The organism is Nannocystis punicea (assembly GCF_026965555.1).
In the GTDB taxonomy this organism is placed as follows: domain Bacteria; phylum Myxococcota_A; class Polyangia; order Nannocystales; family Nannocystaceae; genus Nannocystis; species Nannocystis punicea.
Genome location: NZ_CP114040.1, coordinates 13,036,841 through 13,058,375 on the forward strand (window position 1 = coordinate 13,036,841; position 21,535 = coordinate 13,058,375).

A 21,535-nucleotide genomic window follows, 5' to 3' on the forward strand; every position below is an offset into this window, starting at 1 on the left:
CCTGGCGAGGTCACGTGGCCGCTCGGCGGCGGTGCTCGGCCGGGGAAGGTCGAGCTTGGTGTGTCCTCGAGGACATGTCGTTCAAGACATGTCGTTCAGGGCAGGTTCCTCGCGGGCCGCTAGAATTGCCCGCGGAAGATCAGGCTGCCGGGGCCGATGCCGAGCTGGCGGACCCCGCGGCGAGCGGCGCGCTTGTCACCGGCGTCGGTCTTGGGCCGGGAGTTGACGAGGATGACGGTGCCGAGGGTGAGGAGCGCGGCGCCGGCGAGGGTGGCGGCGACGCCGTACCACTTGGTGTTGAAGAGGTACTTGCACTCTTTCTCGCCGGTGATGCCGGGGTTCATCACGTTCTCGCCGGCGCAGTCGAACGAGTAGTTGCGACCGTCGAGGGCGGTGAGGGCGATGCCGCCGCCGATGCCGAGGATGCCGACGGCGATCGAGGCGTAGCCCCAGCGCTTGCCGGGCAGGCGGCTCGGCAGCTTTTCCAGGGAGTACTGCAGCTCCTCGCCGACGCCCTCGACGAAGGTGACCTCGCGCTCGAGGGCGATGAAGCCGTCCTTGCTGATCCGGATGACGTGCTTGCCGGGGACGACGGGGCGGCCCAGCGGGGTGGTGCCGGCGATCTCTCCGTCGATGGTGACGAGCGCGCCGGGCGGGTCGGTCTGCAGCTTGAACGAGGCTGGCCCTTTGGCCAGGGCGTCGAGCTTGAGCCGCAAGGTGGCGGCGGCGGAGTCGATGAGGCCGCTGGCGTCGACGACGCCGCAGATCTCGCAACCATCCTGGGTCGCTGCGATCCGCTGGCCGTCATTGCCGTTGAACAGGTCGACGTGGACGTTGTAGTCGCGGTCGCGCACGCTGATGGCGGCGCGGACGATGTAGGCAGCGCCGGTCTTGGTGGCGATCGACTTGTAACAGACGGCGTTGTCGCAGGTGCCGGCGCCGCTGTCGGCGGCGACGACCTGGTCGGGCGTGAGCACGGTGAAGTTGCCGCGCTGCAGGCCGCTGATGAGCGACTGCGTGAGCGAGTTCTGGTCGGTCTCGCTGAGCGAACCCTCGACCACCAGCGGCAAGATCGCCAGCTTGGCGCCCTGCTGCTCGGCGCCCTCGCCAGGGGCCGCGAACGCCAGCGCGGGCCGCGGGGCCGCTGCCGCGACCTCACCGATCCCCGAAGTGCTGAGGCACACACTGGCGGCCATCGCCACCGCAAGGCTCCGTCGCGCGAGGTCCATCTCCTCCCGAGGCTATCACGCTTGACCTGAGACCCTCCACCATCCCACCCTGAGCAAGCCCCGTTGACCCCCCTCCGCACCGCTTTGCTCGTCGCGTCGCTCGCGTTCGCGCCCGCATGTCCGCAAGAGCCCGCCGCGGACAGGCCGCCTCCGCAGCCCGCGCAGACCCCCGCAACTGCGCCCGAGCCGTGGCTGTACGCCCCGGCCCTGCGTGACAGCATCCCCGCGGATCTCGCCGTGCGCCCGGTGTTCGAGCTCGCGGACGGTCGGCGTGGGCGGGCGGAGATCGGCGTCGCCGTCGCGAGGCCGGGCGCGGCGCCTCGGCTCGAAGTGTGGGAATTCAGCCAGAACAACCCGCGTGAGCGGCTCGAGCGGGTCGGCGAGGCGCGCGAGCTGGTCGCCCTCGACGCGCCTCGCGACGCTCGCGGTCAGCTCGATGCGATCCGCACGGCGATCGCCCGCCCCAGCAACGAGTTCGTCCGCATGCGCGGCCTCGACGGCGAACCGGAGGCGATCGTCGCCGAGTTGCAGCGCATGGCGGCGACGGTGCGCGACGCGGCCGCGAGCCCCGAACAGCGCGCGGAGGCCCTGGCCGGCCTCACCCGCGCGCTCGACGATCACCTGCTGTTCACCGAGAACCGCCTGCCCGAGCTGCTCGCGGCCCTCACCGGCACGCTCGAGGTCGCCGCGCGCGAGCCCGTCGGCGAACGCCGCGTGATCGTGACGCTGCGCGAACCACCGCACCGCCTGACGTTCGCCCGCACCGGCGAGCGCTGGGCGCTCAGCGACCTGCAGCTCGCAGCGCCGACGAACGAGGCGAAGACCCCCGCGCCCTGACGCCGGCGAGCGCCGCGCCGGTTCGGGCGGCGAGGCGATGTCGACGGCGCGATCGCTGGGCCCGTGCGCCTCGTCCTGGCCGTCGAATCGGCGCTCCCCGACCGGTCCGCGGCTGCTCGGACTGTTCAAAAAAGATGTCTGAGAGAACATGTCGGACCTGGCAGAGCTCATACGCGGTCTCGACCGGGCTCTTTCATATGTCTTGAAGGACGTGTTACGCGTGGGCGTAGCTTCTTTGCTCGCAGGCGAAGCCATGGACCTTCGCCGTATCCGCCCCGGCATGCGGCCATGGCCGGTCTCTTGTCATATGTCTTAACGGACATGTCACGAGAGGCCGGTCGTCCTGCGCCGCCCCGGTGCCGCGGCCGAACGACATGTCGAGCGCCGCGCAGCTCGCACTGTCGGAACATGTCTCAAGGGACATGCGGAACGCCGGATGCAGAAGCATGCCCTGAAGGACAGCAGGAGGTCCGGGATGGTCCGGACGTACGCCGCTCGCGGCTGCCTTACTCGGCGTCGGGGTCGGCGGCGCCCGCGGCGGAGCCGTCGCCGACGGCGCCCTGGCGCATGTACTTCTCGACCGCGGCCTCGTGCTCGGCGATCGTTTTGGAGAACTGGTGGGTCTTGTCGTTGCGCGACACGAAGTACAGGAAGCGCGACTTCTTCGGCGCCAGCACCGCCTCGAAGGCCGACTTGCCGGCGTTGGTGATCGGCCCCGGCGGCAGGCCCTCGTGCGTGTACGTGTTGTACGGGTTGTCGGGGTCGCGCAGGTGGATCCGGCGGATCCGTCCCTCGAACTTCTCGCAGGCGGCGGACTTCTTCACCGGCGCGGTGCAGCCGTAGATGATCGTCGGGTCGGTCTCGAGCCGCTTGGGCTGGAACGACTGGAAGCGCAGGCGGTTGAGGAACACGCCGGCGATGAGCGGCCGCTCGTGCTTGGCGGCGGTCTCCTTCTCGACCAGCGAGGCCATGATGATGATCTCGCGGTCGCCCCAGCCGAGGGTCTTGCGCAGCTCCTCGAGCGCCTCGCGGTGGCTGCGCTTGAGGTTGTCGTACACCTTGCGGTGCTGCTCGACCATGCGGCGGATGACCTGCTCCGGCGTGGCCGCGGTCGGGAACTTGTACGTGTCGGGGTAGAGGTAGCCCTCGACGCTCTCGCCCTCGATCCCGAGCTCCTTGAGCAGGGCAGGATCGCGCATCGCGGCGAGGATCACCGAGGCGTCGCCGTAGCCGGCCACCGCGAGGATGTCGGCGACCTCGAGGATGTTGCGGCCCTCGGGGATCGTCACGCGCGTCTCTTCGGTGCGCTGGGCCCGGACCAGCTCGGCGAGGACCTGCTCCGGCGTCATGTCGCCGCGGAAGGTGTGCGCGCCGGCGGTGATCTTGCCGGCGGCGCCGCGGTGGAGCACGAACAGCTTGAAGTAGAGGCCCTCGTCCTCCGGGATCACGCGGGCCTCGAGCAGCTGCGTCAGCACCTGCGGGAAGCTGGCGCCCTTGGCCACCTCGAGCGCGATCGGCTCGGCGCTGCCGACCCCCGGCCGCTCCGGGTAGTCGATCACGCGCTGGTACGTGCGCGACAGCCACAGGCCGCCGATCACCAGAGTGACCGTCACCACCGCCAGGGCGACGTACTGCGCCCATCGTGAGCGCCGCGGTCGCCACCACGGCAGGCGCTGGCGCTTGCTCGCTGCGCTGGGGGCCTGCGTCATGTGCCTGTCTCTCCGGACATGTCCTTACGGCGCTGGCCTTCGAGCCAGCCCTGGAGGATGAACTGGGCCGCGGCGGCGTCGATGACCTGCTTGCGGCGCGCGCGCGAGACGTCGGCCTGCAGCAGGGCCCGCTCGGCGCCGGCGGTGCTGAAGCGCTCGTCCCAGGTCCACGCGCGGGGCGAGCCCGGGAGCTCCTTGAGGAGCGGCTCGAGGACGGCGAGGAAGCGCTGGACCTGGCGGGCGCGGTGGCCGACGGAGCCGTCGAGCTCGAGCGGGAGGCCGACGACGACGTCGCTGGCCTCGAGGGTGCGGGCGAGCGCGGCGACTGCGGCGGCGTCTTCGGCGTGACCGCGGCGAGTGAGGACCTCGCGCGGACTGGCGATCGTGCCGCTCGGGTCGGACACGGCGACGCCGATCGTCTTGCTGCCGACGTCGAGGCCGAGGGCGCGCATGCCCCGGGTTTCTAGCACAGCGGGGCCTGCTCCGGGCAATTTCACGAGCTTCGGCCCGATCTTGCGCGGGCTCACCGCACACTCGGGGGAGGCCGGTCTTGCGCGCGGCTGGTCGGGGGGTCGATGCTCCGCCGCATGCTCGATCAGGTCCCGCACGCGCCGCAGAAGCTGCCCGTCTTCGGCCACATGGCCGCGCTCATGGCCGGGGCGCCGTGGGACGTGACCGAGCGCTGGCTGCGAGAGCGCGGGCCGACGGTGCGGCTGCAGATCCCCGGCGCCAGCTACCTCGTGACCTCGGACCCCGAGTTCATCCGCCACGTGATCGTCGGCGCCGCCGACAACTACGTCAAGGATCTGCGCGCCATGGGCGCCTTCCTCGACATCCTCGGACATGGCCTTTTGACCAGCGACGGCGAGCTGTGGAAGCGCCAGCGGGCGGTGCTGGCGCGGGCGTTCCGCATCGAGGCGCTGCGCAACGTCGCCGAGGCGTCGATCCGCGCGGTCGACCGGCTCGGCGCGGTGCTCGACGCGCACGCGCGCAGCGGCAGGCCGGTCGACATCGGCGCGCAGATGCGGCGGCTGACGCTGCAGGTGATCGCGGAGGCGACGCTGCAGATGCCGCCGCACCAGAGCGACGACGTGCTGCCGCGGCTGTACGAGCCGCTGGTGGAAGAGGCCAACAAGCGGGTCTGGCAGCCCTTCCGCGGCTACCTGCCGATGCCGGCGAAGTTCCGCTACGACCGCTCGCTGGCCCAGCTCGACGCGTTCTTGCTCGGCAAGATCCGCGCGCGCCTGCAGGCCCGGCGCGCCGACCCTCAGGCCCGTCCGGCCGACATGCTCGACATGATGCTCATCAGCCTCGACGACGGCGGCTGGACCGACGACAGCGAGCGCCTCGTCAGCGACGAGCTCAAGACCATGCTGTTCGCCGGCCACGACACCTCGAGCGCGATGCTGACGTGGACGCTGCACGCGCTGACGCAGCAGCCGGCCGAGCTGGAGCGCCTGCGGGCCGACGCGGCGACCGTGTGGAAGGGCGAGGGCATGCCCGACTACGAGCAGCTCAAGCGGCTCGACTTCGCCGGGGCGTGCCTCAAGGAGGCGCTGCGGCTCTACAACATCGTGCCGATCGTCGTGCGCGAGGCGGTGGTCGACGACACCTTCGGCGCGCTCGTCATCCCGCGCGGCACCAAGGTGATGATCCACATGCAGGCGCTGCACAAGGACCCGCGCCACTGGCCCGAGCCCGAGGCGTTCCGGCCCGACCGCTTCCTCGGCGACGAGCCGGTCGGCCACCGCTGGCTGCCCTTCATCGCCGGCCCGCGCAGCTGCGTCGGCCAGCACTTCTCGCTGCTCGAGGCGAAGATCGTGCTGTCCCGCCTGGCGCTGCGCTACGACTTCGAACCTGTCCCCGGGAACAGCGACGCGCGTCATCGCTTCAACATCCCGGTGGGCCCGCGCGGGAGCATCCGCATGCACGTGCGGCCGCGGGCGTAGCGGGCCTCGCGGACATGTCGGGCGCCGGCGCTGCGCCACGACTTCGAGCCTGTCCCCGAGGACATGGAGCCCCCCCCGGCGAGCATCCGCATGTACGTGCGGCCGCGGGCGTAACTGGCCCTGCGGACATGTCGGGCGCCGGCGCTGCGCCACGACTTAGAACCTGTCCCCGAGGACATGGAGCCCCGACGAGCATCGCACGCGCGTGCGGCCGCGGGATTATCTGTCCTCGCGGACAGGTTAGATCGGTGCCACAGGTTAGAACCTGTCCCCGAGGACATGGGCGCGCGCCACCGCTTCGACACCCCTGTGACCCCTGCGGACGAGCATCCCCGCGCTCGTCCGGTCGCAGGCGGGCGCCGCGGGCGTCGACGGCCTCGCGGACATGTCTCGGCGGGGCGCGGGCGATCGCCTTCGTCGAGCTCGCAGCGCTCGCGGCGGATGGCGAGAGCGAGCCGGTACGGATGTGCTCGCGGGCGTGCCACGAATGGGAGGCGAGCGAATGCCGGGACGCCGGCGTTGCCTGTATGACGGGACATGTCGGGACAGCGCGGGCCACCGATACGGCGAGCGAGGGGCGGGGAGCGCCGGGGCACCGGCGTAACCTGTCTGATAGGACATGCCGGGACAGCGGGCCACCGATACGGCGAGCGAGGGGCGGGGAGCGCCGGGGCGCAGGCGTGACCTGTCTGATGGGACATGCCGGAACAGGGCGGTCGCCGATACCACGACCGCGGATGTCCTCACGGGCATGCCATCGACGGACGCCCTTATGAGCTGTCCCGAGGGACATGCGCCGCTCGCAGACGCCACCTGACACGGAAGACAGGTCGCGCGCTCGGGACGGCCCCGAGGGGCTGGATCGCTCGAGCCGCGGGCTGGCGAGCTCTGCCGGGCGCAGGCGTCCGCGGAGCGGCCGGAGGTCCGGCGGGCTCGGCCGGGGCGCCGTATCCCATGTCCCGGGGGACAGGTACATCGATCGGACAGGATTCGCGGGGGGCGAGGGCGGTCATCCTGTCTCAAAGGGCATGTCCACCTTCGACGCTCGTCTCGTCGCGTCCGCACGCGCGGAGCTCCACGCGCGAGTTGCGGGCGCGAGCGCGGGCGCGAGCTTGCATATCGCTACCAGGACCCACCATGTGCTGAAGCGACGCGCATCGACAGATCTGCGGGAGCTCCGCTATGCAGGACGGGTCTATGTCGATACGCCGTCGAAGCGTCCTGCACGGCCTCGGGATCGGTCTGGTGGCCGCCCCCTTTTTAAATCTTCTGTCGGCGCCGAGCACTCGGGCCGAGGGTGGGCCGACGGCGCGGCGGCTGATCGTGTTCTTCAGCCCCAACGGCACGATCCCGCAGCACTGGAAGCCGAGCGGGACCGAGACCGACTTCGCCTTCCCGGCGGGGTCGATCCTCGAGCCGCTGGCGGACATTCAGGACCGGCTCATCGTGGTCGAGGGCCTCGACTTCTTCGGCGCCGACAACCACGAGGGCGGCATGGCGGCGATGTTGACCGCCAGCGGCACCGCCTCCGACGAGTCGGGCGGGATGTCGATCGATCAATTCGTGGCCCAGCAGATCGGTCAGGACACTCGCTTCGCCTCGCTCGAGTTCGGCGTCCAGACGTCGGCGTGGGGCGGCGGGGTGCAGACGCGCATGTCGTACTCGGCCCCGAAGGAGTGGGTCACGCCCGACGACGATCCGGCCCACGTGTACGGCCGGCTGTTCGGCGACTTCATGGGCGGGGACGAGGCCGCGGCGGCGCTGCGGGCCCGGCGTCAGCGCGTGGTCGACCTGCTGGTCGACGAGGCCAGCGCGCTGCGCGGGCGGCTCGGCAGCGAGGAGCGGCCCAAGCTCGACGCGCACCTCGACGCGCTGGCCAAGGTCGAGAAGGGGTTGATGGGCGCTGTTGGCTGCGGCCTGCCCGACGCGCCGATGGGTGGGGGTACGCAGGACAACGCCAACTTCCCGGCGATCACGACCGCGCAGATCGACATGATGGTCGCGGCGCTGGCGTGCGACATGACGCGGGTGGCGTCGCTGCAGCTGTCGCACACCGTCAGCCCGACGGTGTGCTCGTGGCTCGGCGTGGCCGAGGGGCATCACTCGCTGTCGCACATCGACGACTCGAACCAGGCCGGGGTGGCGCAGTTCGTCCAGTGCGAGCGGTGGATGGCCGAGCAGTTCAAGTACCTGGTGGAGAAGCTGGCGGCGACGCCCGAGGCCGACATGCAGGGCTCGATGCTCGACAACTCGGTGGTGCTGTGGGCCAAGGAGATGGGCGACTCGCGGCTGCACACCTGCGCCGGCGTGCCGTTCGTGATCGCCGGCGGCGCTGGCGGGCGCTGGCAGACCGGGCGCTACCTCAAGTTCAACGGCGAGTCGCACGGCAAGCTGATGGTCTCGCTGTGTCAGGCGCTGGGTCTGACCAATGAGACCTTCGGCAACCCCATGGTCGGCAACGGCCCGCTTCCGGGTCTGGTGTGAGGAGGACGACCATGCGCAAGCTTCACCCGAGCGACCTGGCGATCTTCCTGAGCCTCGCCGCCTGTCAGAACAACGGCGGCGGCGCGGTCACCGACGGCGACGGCGACACCGCGGGCACCGGCACGAGCATGAGCAGCGGCGACGTCGACCCCACCGACGGCGGCGGCGGCTGCCCGAGCGACGCGCAGTTCTTCGAGACTCGCGTGTGGGCGCCGATCCTCAGCAAGACGTGCATCACCTGCCACAACCCGGACGGGCTGGCCAAGGACACGCGGATGGTCCTCCAGGCCGAGGGCGAGGAGGGCTGGCTCGAGCACAACTTCGCGGCGGCCAAGGAGGTCGCGCTCGACGACGACGGCGGCACGTCGATCCTGCTGCTCAAGCCGACCAACCAGCACCCCGACATGCACAAGGGCGGGATGGTCGTCACGCCCGACACCGAGGCCTACGACGCGCTGGCGGAGTTCGTCGCCCGCAGCCAGGGCACGTTCTCGTGCACCGCGCCCGACGGCGAGGGCGCGGCCGGCTGCGACGAGGGCGGCGCGGGCGTGCGGCGGGTGCGACGGCTCAGCCACGTCGAGTACAACCGAACCCTCGTGGCGGTGCTCGGCGGGCCGACCGACCTCGGGCTCGGCTTCGCGGCCGACACCGTGGTGCAGGGTTATACGAACAACGCCGGGGCGCTGGTGGTCTCGGGGCTGCTCGCCGACCAGTACCGCGACGCGGCCGAGAAGGTCGCCGACCAGATCGTCGCCGACCTGCCGGCGCGCCTCGGCTGCGACCCGCAGGCCGACGGCGAGGAGGCGTGCGCGCACGACTTCATCGCCCGCTTCGGCAAGCAGGTGTACCGAAGGCCGCTCACCGCCGACGAGCAGGCGCGCTACGAGCTGCTGTGGAAGGAGGCCGCGGCGATCGAGAAATTCGCGGGCGGGATCCGCTGGACCATCGCGGCGATGTTGCAGTCGCCCGGGTTCCTCTACCGCACCGAGCTCGGCGAGCACGCGGGCGAGGGCATCTATCAGCTCACGCCGTACGAGCTCGCCAGCGAGCTGTCGTACCTCATCGTCGGCGGCCCGCCCGACGACGAACTGATGGCCGCTGCGGATGACGGGACCTTGAAAGATCTGGACGTGCTGCGGATGCAGGCCGCCCGCCTCCTCGCCAGCGCCGACGCCGACGCCACCCTGCATCGCTTCGTCGACGAGTGGCTGCACATCGATCGCCTGCGCACCGTGCCGCGCGACGCGATGCTGTACCCGGAGCTGACGCCGCAGATCCGCGAGGCCATGCTGGGCGAGACGCACCGGTTCGTCGGCGACGTGTACCGCAGCGGCGGTTCGCTGGCGGAGCTGCTGACCGCCGACTACTCGTTCATGACCGACGAGCTGGCGAGTTACTACGGCGTCGAGGCCGGCGCGGGCGAGCCCGACCTGGGGGGCTTCAAGCGCGCCGACACCGGCTCGGCCGCGGGCCTTCTGGTTCGAGGGGCGGTGATGACGACGCACGCGCTGCCGACGTCGTCGTCGCCGATCCACCGCGGCAAGCTGGTGCGCGAGCGACTGCTGTGCCAGGACATGCCGCCGCCGCCGCCGGCGCTCGACACCTCGCCGCCGCCGGTCGACCCGAGCCTGAGCACGCGCGAGCGCTACACCCAGCACTCGGCCGATGCGACCTGCGCCGGCTGTCACTCGCGCATCGACCCGATCGGCTTCGGCTTCGAGGGCTACGACGCGGTCGGTCGCACGCGCACGATGGACGGGATCCACGCGATCGACGCGAGCGGGGAGATCCTCCTCACCGACAACACCAACGGCAGCTTCGACGGCGCGGACGAGATGGCGCAGCTGCTGGCGGGCAGCCCCGACGTCGAGGCCTGCTACACGCTGCAGTGGGCCCGCTACGCCGTCGGCTCGGCGGCGGGCAGCGAGCTGCAGTGCGTGCAGGACGACCTGACGGCCGCGTTCGTCGAGGCGGAGGGCCGGCTCGACAGCCTGGTGCTGGCGCTGGTCGGCACGCGGTTCTTCCGCGAGCGCGGCGGGGCGCCGAGCGGCGACGGCGACCCGACGACGGGCGGCGATCCGACGACGGGTGGCGATCCGACCACCGGCGACGAGACGACGACGAGCGGCGGCACGACCACCGGCGAGCCGGAGCCGGGGCCGATGACGTCGCCGGGCATCGACGTGCAGGTGACGCAGGACTCGAAGTGGGAGCAGGGCGAGTGCAACTCGGTCACGGTGATCAACACGACCGACGCGCCGATCGTCTGGCAGGTCGTGCTCGGCCTGCAGGGCACGATCCAGAACGCGTGGAACGCCAAGTACATGCAGGACGGCACGCACCTGGTGTGGACCGGCGAGGCCTACAACGCCGAGGTCGCGGCCCAGGGGACGACGAGCTTCGGCTTCTGCATCCTCTACTGAGGAATCAACGATCGACCATGGTCGCGTAGCGCCCAGGCTCGCGGTCGTGGTCGACGCGCGTGACGATCGCGTCGGGACCGTCGGCCCGATCGACGGCGAGCACGCCGTCGAGGTGGTCGAGCTCGTGCTGCAGCAGCTCCGACTCGTTGCGAGGAAGACGCTCGCGCAGATGGAGCCGCCCCTCCTCGTCGAGGCTTTTGATGGAGATCGATGTCCACCGCCGGACCCGCACGAGCAGCTCTGGAAAGCACATGCAGTCGTCCCAGAGGGTGAAGGTCTCGTCGCTGTGCCGCACGATCTCGGGGTTCACGAGGGTGCGTGGGCCGTCGCCGAGGTTCATGGCGACGAGGCGCAGGTCGATGCCGAGCTGCGGCGCCGCGATCGCGCGACCGAAGCCGTGCTCGGCGCGGAAGTCGGCGAGCGCGCGATGGAGGCGCGCGACGGCCTCGGGAAACTCGGGCGCCGCGAGGTCGACGGGGCGGGCGATCGCACGCAAGCGCGGGTCGCCGAGGCGGAGGATCGCGGACACGCGAGGACCATCGCACGTCGCGACACCAAAGGAGGTGTCGCGCCTGCCCAGCGGGTGGCGACTGCGGGCGAGGACGTCGCGGGGACGGGAGCGGCGCTCGATTCGGCGTCCTGCTGCGCGCGAAAAAAATCGTGTCACGCCGCGCCAGGGCTGCCTCGTCATGCCGGGGAACCAGGAGAACTCGACATGACCCCGCATCTCGTCGTCATCGGCACCGGTTACGCTGGCCTGCTCGCCGCCCTTCGGGCTTCGCGGATCGCCCGCGGCCGCGTCGCGGTCACCCTCGTGGGTGCCAGCGATCAGCTCGTCGAGCGCGTCCGCCTCCACGAGCAGGCGGCGACCGGCCGCAGCGTCGCGCGCCCCGTCGCCGAGCTGATCGCAGGCACGGCGGTGCGCTTCGTGAAGGCGCGGGCGCTCGAAGTCGCGCCCCGGCGGCTCGTCACCGACACCGGTGTGCTCGAATTCGACCGCGCTATCGTGTGCACCGGCGGCGCGGTCGACCTCGAGCTCGTGCCTGGCGCGCGCGAGCACGCCCTTGCCATCGACGGCGACCGCATCGTCCGGCTGTTCAGCGAGGCGCGGCGCGTTGCCGAGCGCGGCGGCCGGCTTGCCGTGTGCGGCGGCGGTCTCACCGGCATCGAGATCGCCACGGAGCTGGCCGAGGCGCTGCCTGGCCTGCGGGTCGAGCTGGTCTCGGCGAGCGAAATCGCGCCGGCGCTCGGCCCCAAGGCACGCGAGCACGCGCGGGCAGCCCTGAAGCGCCTGGGCGTGACGGTGCGGGAGGGGGTGCGGGTCACGGCGGTGGCGGCCGACCACCTCGACACGGAGGCCGGGCGGATCGACTTCGACCTGTGCGCCTGGGCGGCCGGCTTCCGGGCGGTGCCGCTGCTTGCCGGGCTCGGCTTGCCGATGGCGGCCGACGGGCGGGTGATCGTCGACCGCGAGCTCCACGCCCGGCCGGACCTGCTGGTCGCGGGCGACGCTGCGGCCTTCGCGGTGGCCGGCGGCGGCTGGCTCGCGGCCGGCTGCAAGACCGCGATGCCGATGGCGGCGCACGCGGCCGACACTGCGGTGGCCGAGCTGACCGGCGGCGCCGCCAGCGGGTTCCGGTTCGCCGACCCGGGGTACTGCGTGAGCCTGGGGCGGCGGGATGGCATCGTGCAGCTCATGGACGCGGCCGGGCGGCCGGGGGAGCGGATCGTGACCGGACGAGTGGGGGCGTGGCTCAAGGAGCGGGTGTGCCGCTACACGGTGATGGCGCTGCGGGCCGAGCAGCGGCGGCTGCTGGCGTACCGCTGGAAGCGCGGGCCGTCGCGGTCGCTGGTGGCGGTGGAGGCGGTGCAATGAGCCCCGACGACGCGGCGGAGCTGTTCGGGGCCCATCGTTCGCGGCTGTTCGGGCTGGCGTATCGCATGCTCGGCAGCGCGGCCGAGGCCGAGGACGTGCTGCAGGAGGCGCACGTGCGCTGGCAGGCGGCCGAGCACGAGACGATCGAGGCGCCCGGCGGGTGGCTGACGACGGTCGTCTCGCGGCTGTGCCTCGACCAGCTGAAGTCGGCCCGCACGCGGCGCGAGGCCTACGTCGGCACATGGTTGCCCGAGCCGCTGCCGACCGAGCGCCTGGCGGAGTCGCCGGATCTGGAGTCGATCTCGCTCGCCTTCCTCGTCCTGCTCGAGGCCCTGAGCCCGCTCGAGCGGGCCGTCTTCGTGCTGCGCGAGGTGTTTGATTACGACTTCGCCGAGGTCGCCGCGATCGTCGGCCGCGAGGAGGCGGCGTGCCGGCAGCTGGCCCACCGGGCGCGCGAGCACGTGCGCTCGAAGCGGCCGCGGTTCGCCCGCTCGCGCGAGCAGCACGAGCAGCTGCTGGGGGCCTTCCTCGGGGCGATCGCCCAGGGCGACCTCGACGGGCTGCAGCGGCTGCTCGCCGACGACGTGGTCGCCTGGTCGGACGGCGGCGGGCGGGCGCGGGCGGCTCGCAACCCGGTGTTCGGGCCCGACCGCGTGGCTCGCTTCATGATCGGGACCGCCAAGAAGGGCGGCGCCCACGGCACGCTCTCGCTGGTGGAGATCAACGGCTGGCCGGCCGCGGTGCTGTGGGACGACGGCGTGGCGCTGGCGGCGATCTCGATCGAGACCGACGGCCAGAAGATCCACTCGCTGCAGCTCCTCGTCAATCCGGACAAGCTGGCGGCGCTGCACTGATGATGTCTGTTCGGACATGCCTTAAAGGGCATGTCCGGATGGACATGTTTTATGAGGCATGCGCGGGGGCCAGCGTGGCGGCTCCCCTCGCCGTGCAGTCGGCTCGCTTCCGTGCCGCTGACTCGAGGCGTCCAGATTCTTATGCCTTCTGAGGGCATGTTCGGGAGGACATGTTTTAGGAGACATGCGCCAGCGCGACCGCGAGGGCGCGGCGGCCCAGGGCGTGGAAGGCCGGGTCGGCGTGGCGCTCGGCCCAGGCCAGGGTGGCCGCGGCGTGGAGCGCGAGCAGGACGTCGAGGCGGGCGGCAGCGTCGGTCGTCAGCGGACCGTGAGCTGCCAGGAACGCCTCGGCCAGGTCGGGGCGGTCGAACCAGACCTCGGCGCGCAGCTTGACGAGGTCGGCCTCGGGGGCGTCGAGGCGGGCGTGCTCGAAGTCGAGGACGTGGAGGTCGGCGCCGGCGAGCAGCCAGTTGTCGGGGGTGAAGTCGCGGTGGCACGGGACGCGGCGCACGCCGGCGAAGGCGTCGCGGCGGGCGGCGAGGCGCTGGAGGCCGTCGCGTTCGCCCGGGGAGAGGAGGCCGCGGGCGCGGGCGTGCCACTCGGCGAGGCGGGCGGCGACGGCGTCGACGAGCGGCATCGGGTCGTCGTCGGCGACGGGGAGCTCGTGGAGGGCGCGGAGGAACCGGCCGGCGGCCGCGTGGGCCACGGGGGCGAGGGCGGGGTCGTGTGTCCCGAGGGACAGGCGCTCGCCGGGCGCGGCGGTCAGCGCGAGGACGCGAGCGGCGGGGTCGCAGGCGAGCAGCGCCGGGACGCGGACGGCGCCGGCCAGGCTACGTGGCCCGGGAGACAGCTCCTTTTCGCGATCCTTCGGCTCCTCCGACCTGGATGTCCCGAGAGACAGATGCGCCGCGACGGCCGGCAGCCAGTCGCGATAGGCGCGCAGCTCCTGCTGGAACGGCCGCGGGTGGCGGTGCCGCTTGAAGACGAGCTGCCCCGCGGGCCCGGTCGCCCGCCAGACCGTCGCGCTCTTCGAGTGCTCTTTCAGACATGTCCAGGAGAGCATGCTCTCCGGGACATCCGCGAGGAGCCGCGAGGCCAGCGCGCGCAGCTCGGGGGGCACGCGTCACCGGCGGCGCAGGCTGGCCATGCTGACGCGGCTCTCGCCGCGGGTGAACAGCCACAGGCCGAGGACCAGCACCAGCACCGAGAACAGGCCGCAGACGGCGCCCCACAACATGTACGAGCCGCCGAGGGCGGCGGCGATGTGGGCCGAGTCCGACGGCATGACGCCGGCGGTGGTCTGGGCGCTGGCGGTGAACAGGTAGTCGGCGCGGGAGAACACGCTGAGCGCCAGCTGCACGGCCAGGAACACCAGCGCGGTCTGGGCGACCTGGCCGCGGGCGCGGAGGGCGAGCCCCAGCAGCAGGAGGCCGACGCCGCCGATGTACCAGAAGCCGAACGCGTTCTCGACGACGAGGGCGACGGCCGCCAGGAAGCCGAGGCCGAGCAGGCCGAGCACGAGGCGCGCCACCCGCTCGCGCCGCGCGAGGGCGAAGCAGACGCCGGCGACCACCGCCGGACCAATCAGCCCGCCGGCGGCGACGATGGCCTGAAGGGCAGGTCCTTCGGGACCTGCATGAACGGCCATGCCGGAGCCGTCGGGCCACAAGTAGAAGGCCTGGAACGAGCCGCCGGTCGCCAGCGCCGCCAGACCGTGGCCGAGCTCGTGGGCCAGGGTCGACAGCAGGAGCAGCGGATAGATGAGCAGGCCGCCGAACGGGACGGCATACAGAAGGAGGGTGATCGCGGCGCTGGCGACGAGGACGCCGCGGGCCCGCCGGGTGACCCGGGCCTGGTCGTGGGCTCTGGCGAAGGCGCGCGCTGCGGAAGACATCGCAGCCCAGCGTAGCATGGCGGCTCCAGCGCGCCCGCAGCAGCGGCGAGAGGGCCCGGCGTGGGCAGGAGCGGCTGTCGCGGCGAGGAGTGAAACTCGCGGCGAGGCTCCGGGGTCGCGCGACGTGGCGCGCAGCCGTGAGCTTCTTCGCCGAGGCTCGACGCGCGTGCAGCCATGGCTTCTTCGCGCCCAGCACGCTCATGTCGCCGCAGAGCGCGGGGCTGCTTCGCCACGGTGTCGAGGACGTTCGTGTGGCCGACTCGGCGCTCCGTCGCGGCTCCTTCGTAGCGAGCACGCGGCCCTCATTCGTGAATTTTTTCAGGCGACCGACTCGAGCCCGCTCATGTCGCGAGCTCTCAGCCGTAAGCTTCCTCGGCGCGCACCGACTCGAGCACGATCGCGTCGCCGAGCAGGGCGGCCTTGTAGAGGGTGTGCGCGAGCATCTGCGGGCACTCGCGGACGATCACCGGGCCGCGGGCCGCGGCCGCTCGCAGGCGATCGACCCACGCGAGCACGACCTCGGGGGCGTCGGCGTCGACCTCGGACAGGTCGAACACCTGCGGCGCGCCCGTCACCGCGGCGGGACCCCGAAGCGCTGCAGGAGCTCGGAGATCGGGCGGTCCATCACGTCCCAGAAGTCGTGGCGGCGCGTGAAGTCCTCGCCGGTGGCACGCCCGCGCTCCTGGGCCGCGAGGATCCGCTCGGGCACGAAGCTGAGGCCGTCGGTGTCGCCCACGCGGACGCCCACTGCGTGCTGCAAGAGCACCAGGAACAGCGCGCTCGCGGGGTCCTCGCCGCGCAGGCCGGCGATGAAGGCCAGGGTCTCGAGCTCGCCCTGGAGGTCGCCGTCGTAGCCGGCCAGGATGTGGGTGATGTCGTGGTGCACCAGCGCCTCGGGCACGCCGCCCAGCTCGCCGGCGAACGCGAACTGACGCTCGCGGTAGTACCGCCACAGCTCGCGCCCGAGAGTGCCCTCCGGCAGCAGGCCGATCCGTCGATAGCGCCAGGCGAGCTCGCTGTTCTCGCGGGTCTTCGGCAGCGCGAGCAGATCCTCGGTGAAGAAGTTGAGCACGCCCTGCCAGCCCTGGGCCGCGTACAGGGTGCCGGCCTGCGGCGAGCCGAGCCGCCGCTGCAGCTCGTACTGCGTGCGCTGGCGGTGCCCCTGCACGAGCCCGTGGAACACCTGCAGCGCGTTCTCCTCGATGCCGAGCGCGGTGCGGAACGCCGACAGCACGCGCCACTCCTCCGGCGAGACCTGGCCGTCGACGATGCCCATCACCAGGCAGGCCTTCAGGGCCATGAGCCGACGCTCCGGATCGACGACCGCCGCGGCCAGCTCCTCCGGCGCGAGCGTCGTCGCGGCGTCCGGGCCGCCGTCGACGCCGAGCAGCTCGGCCGAGGCGGAGAGCAGCGCCTGCTCCTTGATCGCAAACATGCCGTCGGCCATCGCCACGGTCTTCAAAGCCCGGAGAACGGCATTCGCCTCGTCGGTCGTGAACGGGAACAGCGCGGCCATGGCGGGGCCCACGCTACCAGGCCGGCCCCGCAGCGCAAACCCTGGGCGCGGCGGACCGGCGAGAGGTCGGTCGCTCGCCGGCAGAAGATGAACGCGACGTCATAGCCACCGCCGTGACCCGCCCGACACGCAGCGGGCCGAGCGCCGCGATCGCGGTCGAGCTCGCGGCCCCCCGCCCCGGGGTCGAGCGGAGCGGCTCCTCAGGCCGGCGGACGACCGCCCGGTCCGGACACCCATTTTCCCCCGTTCAAAAAATCAAGAGAACGTCGGGGAGATCGAGCACAGCAGCGAGCGGGGAACCGTGAGCGCAGGCAGTACCGGAGCGCGCGAGCGAGGAGCAGGGCGGAGGGCGCGGGCGAGCGCAGCAGGATCTGCGGCGGCCGCGGGTCGACGTGCCGCTGTCGCCGCGGCGGACCACCTGCGCGTCGCTCGAGGCGGCGGTGGTGGTGTTGACGATGGGTCTGCGGCTCTGCGCGGAGCGGTGGCGCGGCCGGGTTGCTCCGGCCGTGCGGTGTGGCGGGGGCCGGGGTGGCCACGCTCGGCGCGCTCGCCTCGCGCCGGCGCTGGGCGTGGCCGGTCGGGCTGGTAGACCGGGCGCTGGCGGTGCTGCTGGCGCTGTGCTCAAGTGAAGTTCGAGCCCCAAGGCCATGCACCTCATCGCCTGGTCGATCCCCGTCTTCGTCGCCTTGATCGTCCTCGAGTACTGGCTCGCGCGACGGGCCCGGCGCGATCTCTATCGCCTGTCGGTGTCGGTCTCGGACGTCGGCTGCGGCGTGGTCGAGCAGATGTCCGGCGTGCTGACCACGGCGGCGTTCGTGGGGCTCTACTTCCTCGTCTACGAGGGGCGCCTCGTCGACCTCGACCCGCACGCGGCGACGACCTGGCTGCTGGCGATGGTCGGGGTCGACCTCGTCTACTACTGGTGGCACCGCGCCAGCCACGAGGTCGGGCTGCTGTGGGCGACGCACGTGGTGCACCACCACAGCGAGGACTACAACCTCGCGGTCGCGCTGCGCCAGGGCATCTTCACCGCCGGGCCGCTGATCGTGTTCGGGCTGCCGCTGGCGCTGCTCGGGGTGCCGCCGCTGCTGTTCTTGATGAGCAAGGCGATCAACTCGCTGTATCAGTTCTGGATCCACACCGAGCTGATCGGCCGGCTCGGTCCGGTCGAGGCGGTGCTCAACACGCCGCAGCACCACCGCGTCCACCACGCCGTCAACCCGCGCTACCTCGACAAGAATTACGGCGGGATCTTGATCGTCTGGGACCGGCTGTTCGGGACGTTCGCGCGGCTCGACGAGGCGCCCGTGTACGGCACGACCCACCGACTGCGCAGCCTCAACCCGCTGTGGGCGCAGTTCGAGCACTTCGTCGAGCTGGCGCGGGGGCTCGCCGCGGAGCGGGGTCTTTCGAACAGGATGCGGGTGTTGCTGGCGCGCCCGGGCTGGAGGTCGCGCGGTCCTGCTGCCCCGTTGACGCGCGCGGAGCTGGCGGCGCGGGCCGCCGCGCGCTTCCACGCGCCTGTCTCTTCGGTCATGGCGGCGTACATCCTGCTGCAGGCGGTGGGGATCGTCGCGGCGACGATGGTCGTGCTGATCGCCGCCGACGGGTGGCCCACCTGGCTGGCCGCGCTCGCCTGCGCGACGGTGATCGCCGGCGCGGTCGCCCTCGCCGGCCTGGCCGAGCGCCGCCGCTGGGCGCTGCCGCTCGAGGTGGGCCGGCTGGTGACGACGCTGGCGGTGGCCAGCCTGGTGCTCACGCGCGGGTGAGCCGCGTGAGGACTGCCGCACAGGGACATGTTCAAAAGAACATGTCCTTGTAGAAATGTCATGAAGGACATGCCCTCGAGGGCATGTCCTCGAGTTCACTTCGCGGTGCGGACGCGCTCCATCGCCTGTTTGGCGGGGGCGAGCAGCTGGGGCTCGGCGCCGGCGCGGGCGGCGAGGATCTTCGCGCGGGTGGAGTCGCCGGCGGCCTCGGCGGCGAGGGCGAGGACGACGAGGGTGTCGACGGGGCCCTTGGCGAGCGGGCCGTCGTTCATGTTCTTGAGGGCGCGGTCGCTGAGGCTGCGGGCGCGCGGCTTGTCGCCGGCCGCGGCGGCGCGCAGGGCCTGGCCGCCGAGGGTGAGCGGGTGGAGGGGGGCGATCGCGGCGGCGCGGTCGAGCGCGTAGTCGCGGTTCGGCGCGTCGGCGGTGACGGCCGCGAGCATCACCAGGCGCGCGGCCGGGTCGTAGCTCATGCCGTCGATCGCCAGGCCCTCGCGCAGCAGCGCCTTCTCGCGCGCGACGTCGCCGTCGCGGCGGGCCAGCTCGGCCAGGCGGATGATCGGCTCGATCGACTCGGGGCGGAAGCCGCGGGCCTTGTCGTAGTGCTCGGCGGCCTGCTTCCAGCTCTGGCCCTTCATCAGCACTTCGGCCAGGGTCATGCGCGGGACGTAGCCGTCGCCGCGGCCCTGGATCAGCTGCTGCAGGTCGCGCGCGGCCGCGGTCATGTCCTTCTTCTGGGCGTGGGCGACAGCCTGGGACAGCAGCTTGTCGCGCTCGTCGGGCTTGTCGCCGCGGCTCTTGGCCGGCTCCCAGCCCTTGATTTTGCTGTCGAGCTGGCCGAAGAGCCAGGTCTCGAAGTCCTTCTCGACCACGGCCAGCGGCTTGCCGAGGTGGCGCTCCATCAGCACCTCGGTGGTGCCGCCCTCGCCGTAGCCCTTGAGCATGGCGATGAGGCGCGGCAGGCCGTAGGTCTCGCCGAGGTAGCGGACGGCGTAGGCGGCGGTGGTGTAGGCGACCTCCATGGCCTGGGCGCTGCCGGCCCGCAGGAACGCCAGCTCGAGCTCGGACAGGCGGCGCAGGGTGCCCTTGCGGCGGGCGACGGCCAGGAGCTCGGCGCTCTCGCGGGCCCACGACGGGTCGGCGAGCTCGGACTCCCACTCGGACAGGCCCTCGGTGAACCACCGCGGGACGCGGCCCTTGCTGAGCTGGACGGCGTAGACGTGGGCGAGCTCGTGCCACACGACCTGGTGGAAGTTGTGGGTGCCGCCGTAGGGGCCGAGGGCGGTGATGAGGCGGCCGAAGCAAACGCCGACGGCGCCGAGGCTGGGGACGCCGATCGTGCGGACCGAGAAGTCGCTCGGGTCGGCGAACACCTCGATGCGCAGCGGGGTCGGGCGCAGCGAGTAGCGCTTGTCGAGGGTCTGGCGGGCGCGGGCGATGATCGCCAGCATGTCCGGAGAGACATACTCCTGGTCCTCCTTGAGGAGGCGCAGGCTGAGGTCGCCGTCGCTGACGTCGGTGTAGAGCGGGTCGATGCGCTGGTCGTAGAGGTCGAGGGTGTTGCGGGTGCGCTCGTTGAAGCGGTCGCGCTTCCACGCGGCCTTGAGCGCGGCCCGGCCCTCGGTCTCCTTGCCGAGGCGCAGCAGGTTGAGGCCCATCGCCGACTGCACGTAGGCGTTGTCGGGCGCCCGCTTGGCCGCCTCGTCGAGGACCGCACCTGTCTGTTCGTACATGTGCATCGACACCAGCAGGTCGGCCAGCGCGAGGTAGAACGGCAGCGGGTTGCCGGCGGCGGCCTGGTCGCGCAGGCGGGCGTAGGCGGCCTGGTCGTCGCGGGCCAGCGCGGCGCCGGCGAGCACCGCCAGCGCGTCGGGGTGGCCGGGGCTGGCCGCCAGCATGTCGCCCTGGGCCCGCGCGGTCGCCTCGTCGCGGCGGCCCTCGACCAGCGCGACCTTGGCCAGCACCCCCAGCGCCTCGGCCTGGCGCGGGTTGACCTGCAGCGCCCGCTGGGCCGCCTCGCTCGCGGCCGCCAGCCGCAGCTCCTCGAGGTGCGCCGCGGCGACCCCCGCCAGCGCCTCCGCGTGCCACGCGTCGCGCCGCAAGATCTGCTCGTACGTCTCGATCGCCTCGGCCGCCGCGTACTTCTCGCGGAACATCGCCCCTCGCAGCAGCAGCGCCCGGTCGCGCAGGACGAACGCGGGCTCGAGAGAAGCTGTCTCGAGAGGCAGCTTCTCCGCCTCGCCCAGGACCATGTTGGCGTCGTGGAACGCGCCCGTCGACCCGCGGGCCAGCGCCGCCCGGGCCACCGCCACCAGCTCCTCGGCGGTCTTGGCCTTGCCGGCGTCGTAGGCGTCGTACAGCTGCTCGCGCAGGGCGACCGCCTTGGCGTCCTTCTCCTGCCCGGCGGCGACCAGCAGGCTGAGCAGCTCGCCGCGCGCGGCCAGCTCGGCGGGGTCCCCGGCGGCCTTCTGCAGCAGCGCGAGCGCGCCGGCCTGGTCGCCGCGAGCGGCGAGCAGACGCGCCAGCAGGCGCAGCCGCGCGGGGCTCGGCTGGCCGGCCTTGAGGTCGAGCGCGGCGGCGGCGAGGTCGGTGGCGCCGGTGGCCAGGTGAGCGTGGGCGAGCGCGAGGCGGACGCGCTCGTCACCTGGCCTTTGGCGCAGGGCGCCGGCGAGGAAGGCCGCCGCGCCCTCGGGGTTGCCCCGCTCGAGCGCCGCGAAGGCGCCGGCGAGATCGTTCACGACGACGGGCTCGGGCCGCTTCGCCGGCGGCTCGGCGACCGGCTCGTCGCCCTCTTCGGGGACCTCGAGGCCGCCCAGCTCGAGCGGCGGCGGAGCTGTACGTTCGGACAGGTCAGAGCTCGCGGGCGGCCCCGCGGGCGGCGGGGCCGTGCGGCACGCGGCGGTGGCGGCGGCGAGGACCGCGAGCAAGCGCACGGGCCACGCGGCACGCGGACGGGACGACCATGAGCGCGGCATGCGGGCGGGAATTGTGCGAGCCG

At 72.3% G+C, this 21,535-nt stretch carries 16 protein-coding genes; 7 read left to right on the plus strand and 9 right to left on the minus strand.

The window, feature by feature from the left end; genetic code table 11:
* Positions 1 to 119 precede the first annotated feature (119 nt).
* Entirely contained in the window at positions 120 to 1,196 is a 1,077-nt protein-coding gene (locus tag O0S08_RS50300) for a PEGA domain-containing protein (RefSeq protein WP_269036715.1), read from the minus strand.
* Between the two features lie 96 nt (positions 1,197 to 1,292).
* Here O0S08_RS50300 and O0S08_RS50305 point away from each other — a divergent pair, with 96 nt between their 5' ends.
* Positions 1,293 to 2,066 carry a hypothetical protein gene (locus tag O0S08_RS50305; RefSeq protein ID WP_269036716.1) on the plus strand — a complete coding sequence of 258 codons (774 nt, stop codon included), beginning with the start codon at positions 1,293 to 1,295 and terminating at the stop codon, positions 2,064 to 2,066.
* 506 nt (positions 2,067 to 2,572) lie between these two features.
* Here the strand turns inward: O0S08_RS50305 and mltG are convergent.
* Together mltG and ruvX are read right to left on the minus strand one after the other, a co-directional pair.
* Positions 2,573 to 3,775 carry an endolytic transglycosylase MltG gene (gene mltG, locus O0S08_RS50310; protein ID WP_269036717.1) on the minus strand — a complete coding sequence of 401 codons (1,203 nt, stop codon included), beginning with the start codon at positions 3,773 to 3,775 and terminating at the stop codon, positions 2,573 to 2,575.
* Entirely contained in the window at positions 3,772 to 4,227 is a 456-nt protein-coding gene (gene ruvX, locus O0S08_RS50315; protein WP_269036718.1) for a Holliday junction resolvase RuvX, read from the minus strand. Before ruvX ends, mltG begins: the two co-directional genes overlap by 4 nt.
* Before the next feature lie 135 nt (positions 4,228 to 4,362).
* On the opposite strand from ruvX, the gene O0S08_RS50320 reads away from it, so the two are divergent.
* The 3 genes from O0S08_RS50320 to O0S08_RS50330 all read left to right on the plus strand — a co-directional run bounded on the left by O0S08_RS50320 (position 4,363) and on the right by O0S08_RS50330 (position 10,631).
* On the plus strand, positions 4,363 to 5,724 hold the full coding sequence (locus O0S08_RS50320) for a cytochrome P450 (RefSeq protein ID WP_269036719.1): 1,362 nt from the start codon (positions 4,363 to 4,365) through the stop codon (positions 5,722 to 5,724).
* 1,197 nt (positions 5,725 to 6,921) lie between these two features.
* Positions 6,922 to 8,208, plus strand: a complete 1,287-nt coding sequence (locus tag O0S08_RS50325; RefSeq protein ID WP_269036720.1) for a DUF1552 domain-containing protein — start codon at positions 6,922 to 6,924, stop codon at positions 8,206 to 8,208.
* Between the two features lie 11 nt (positions 8,209 to 8,219).
* Positions 8,220 to 10,631, plus strand: a complete 2,412-nt coding sequence (locus tag O0S08_RS50330; protein WP_269036721.1) for a DUF1592 domain-containing protein — start codon at positions 8,220 to 8,222, stop codon at positions 10,629 to 10,631.
* Between the two features lie 4 nt (positions 10,632 to 10,635).
* Here the strand turns inward: O0S08_RS50330 and O0S08_RS50335 are convergent, their stop codons facing one another.
* Positions 10,636 to 11,358, minus strand: a complete 723-nt coding sequence (locus O0S08_RS50335; RefSeq protein ID WP_308477877.1) for a peptide deformylase — start codon at positions 11,356 to 11,358, stop codon at positions 10,636 to 10,638.
* Here O0S08_RS50335 and O0S08_RS50340 point away from each other — a divergent pair.
* Complete coding sequence (locus O0S08_RS50340) at positions 11,347 to 12,507, plus strand: NAD(P)/FAD-dependent oxidoreductase (RefSeq protein WP_269036722.1); 1,161 nt, start codon at positions 11,347 to 11,349, stop codon at positions 12,505 to 12,507. The genes O0S08_RS50335 and O0S08_RS50340 overlap by 12 nt on opposite strands.
* On the plus strand, positions 12,504 to 13,361 hold the full coding sequence (locus tag O0S08_RS50345; protein ID WP_269036723.1) for an RNA polymerase sigma-70 factor: 858 nt from the start codon (positions 12,504 to 12,506) through the stop codon (positions 13,359 to 13,361). Before O0S08_RS50340 ends, O0S08_RS50345 begins: the two co-directional genes overlap by 4 nt.
* A 175-nt stretch (positions 13,362 to 13,536) precedes the next feature.
* Here the strand turns inward: O0S08_RS50345 and O0S08_RS50350 are convergent, their stop codons facing one another.
* The 4 genes from O0S08_RS50350 to O0S08_RS50365 all read right to left on the minus strand — a co-directional run bounded on the left by O0S08_RS50350 (position 13,537) and on the right by O0S08_RS50365 (position 16,771).
* A complete protein-coding gene (locus O0S08_RS50350) occupies positions 13,537 to 14,481 on the minus strand; it encodes an aminoglycoside phosphotransferase family protein (protein ID WP_269036724.1) in 945 nt (314 codons plus the stop codon).
* A 3-nt stretch (positions 14,482 to 14,484) separates the two neighbouring features.
* Positions 14,485 to 15,255: a M50 family metallopeptidase gene (locus tag O0S08_RS50355; protein ID WP_269036725.1), complete on the minus strand. Its 771-nt coding sequence runs from the start codon at positions 15,253 to 15,255 to the stop codon at positions 14,485 to 14,487.
* 356 nt (positions 15,256 to 15,611) lie between these two features.
* Positions 15,612 to 15,830, minus strand: a complete 219-nt coding sequence (locus O0S08_RS50360) for a hypothetical protein (RefSeq protein WP_269036726.1) — start codon at positions 15,828 to 15,830, stop codon at positions 15,612 to 15,614.
* Complete coding sequence (locus O0S08_RS50365; protein ID WP_269036727.1) at positions 15,827 to 16,771, minus strand: hypothetical protein; 945 nt, start codon at positions 16,769 to 16,771, stop codon at positions 15,827 to 15,829. The genes O0S08_RS50360 and O0S08_RS50365 overlap by 4 nt, the downstream gene beginning before the upstream one ends.
* 647 nt (positions 16,772 to 17,418) lie before the next feature.
* On the opposite strand from O0S08_RS50365, the gene O0S08_RS50370 reads away from it, so the two are divergent.
* Entirely contained in the window at positions 17,419 to 18,540 is a 1,122-nt protein-coding gene (locus O0S08_RS50370) for a sterol desaturase family protein (RefSeq protein WP_269036728.1), read from the plus strand.
* Between the two features lie 95 nt (positions 18,541 to 18,635).
* Here the strand turns inward: O0S08_RS50370 and O0S08_RS50375 are convergent, their stop codons facing one another.
* Positions 18,636 to 21,470: a tetratricopeptide repeat protein gene (locus O0S08_RS50375; protein ID WP_269036729.1), complete on the minus strand. Its 2,835-nt coding sequence runs from the start codon at positions 21,468 to 21,470 to the stop codon at positions 18,636 to 18,638.
* Positions 21,471 to 21,535: the final 65 nt, after the last annotated feature.

What these genes read in the sequence shown, in the direction of transcription:
- O0S08_RS50345 (WP_269036723.1), top strand. Translation starts at nt 12,504, where the DNA reads ATGAGCCCCGACGACGCGGCGGAGCTGTTCGGGGCCCATCGTTCGCGG.
- O0S08_RS50335 (WP_308477877.1), bottom strand. Translation starts at nt 11,358, where the DNA reads ATGCGGGGTCATGTCGAGTTCTCCTGGTTCCCCGGCATGACGAGGCAG.
- mltG (WP_269036717.1), bottom strand. Translation starts at nt 3,775, where the DNA reads ATGACGCAGGCCCCCAGCGCAGCGAGCAAGCGCCAGCGCCTGCCGTGG.
- O0S08_RS50320 (WP_269036719.1), top strand. Translation starts at nt 4,363, where the DNA reads ATGCTCGATCAGGTCCCGCACGCGCCGCAGAAGCTGCCCGTCTTCGGC.
- O0S08_RS50365 (WP_269036727.1), bottom strand. Translation starts at nt 16,771, where the DNA reads ATGGCCGCGCTGTTCCCGTTCACGACCGACGAGGCGAATGCCGTTCTC.
- O0S08_RS50370 (WP_269036728.1), top strand. Translation starts at nt 17,419, where the DNA reads ATGCACCTCATCGCCTGGTCGATCCCCGTCTTCGTCGCCTTGATCGTC.
- O0S08_RS50330 (WP_269036721.1), top strand. Translation starts at nt 8,220, where the DNA reads ATGCGCAAGCTTCACCCGAGCGACCTGGCGATCTTCCTGAGCCTCGCC.
- O0S08_RS50355 (WP_269036725.1), bottom strand. Translation starts at nt 15,255, where the DNA reads ATGTCTTCCGCAGCGCGCGCCTTCGCCAGAGCCCACGACCAGGCCCGG.
- O0S08_RS50325 (WP_269036720.1), top strand. Translation starts at nt 6,922, where the DNA reads ATGTCGATACGCCGTCGAAGCGTCCTGCACGGCCTCGGGATCGGTCTG.
- ruvX (WP_269036718.1), bottom strand. Translation starts at nt 4,227, where the DNA reads ATGCGCGCCCTCGGCCTCGACGTCGGCAGCAAGACGATCGGCGTCGCC.
- O0S08_RS50340 (WP_269036722.1), top strand. Translation starts at nt 11,347, where the DNA reads ATGACCCCGCATCTCGTCGTCATCGGCACCGGTTACGCTGGCCTGCTC.
- O0S08_RS50300 (WP_269036715.1), bottom strand. Translation starts at nt 1,196, where the DNA reads ATGGCCGCCAGTGTGTGCCTCAGCACTTCGGGGATCGGTGAGGTCGCG.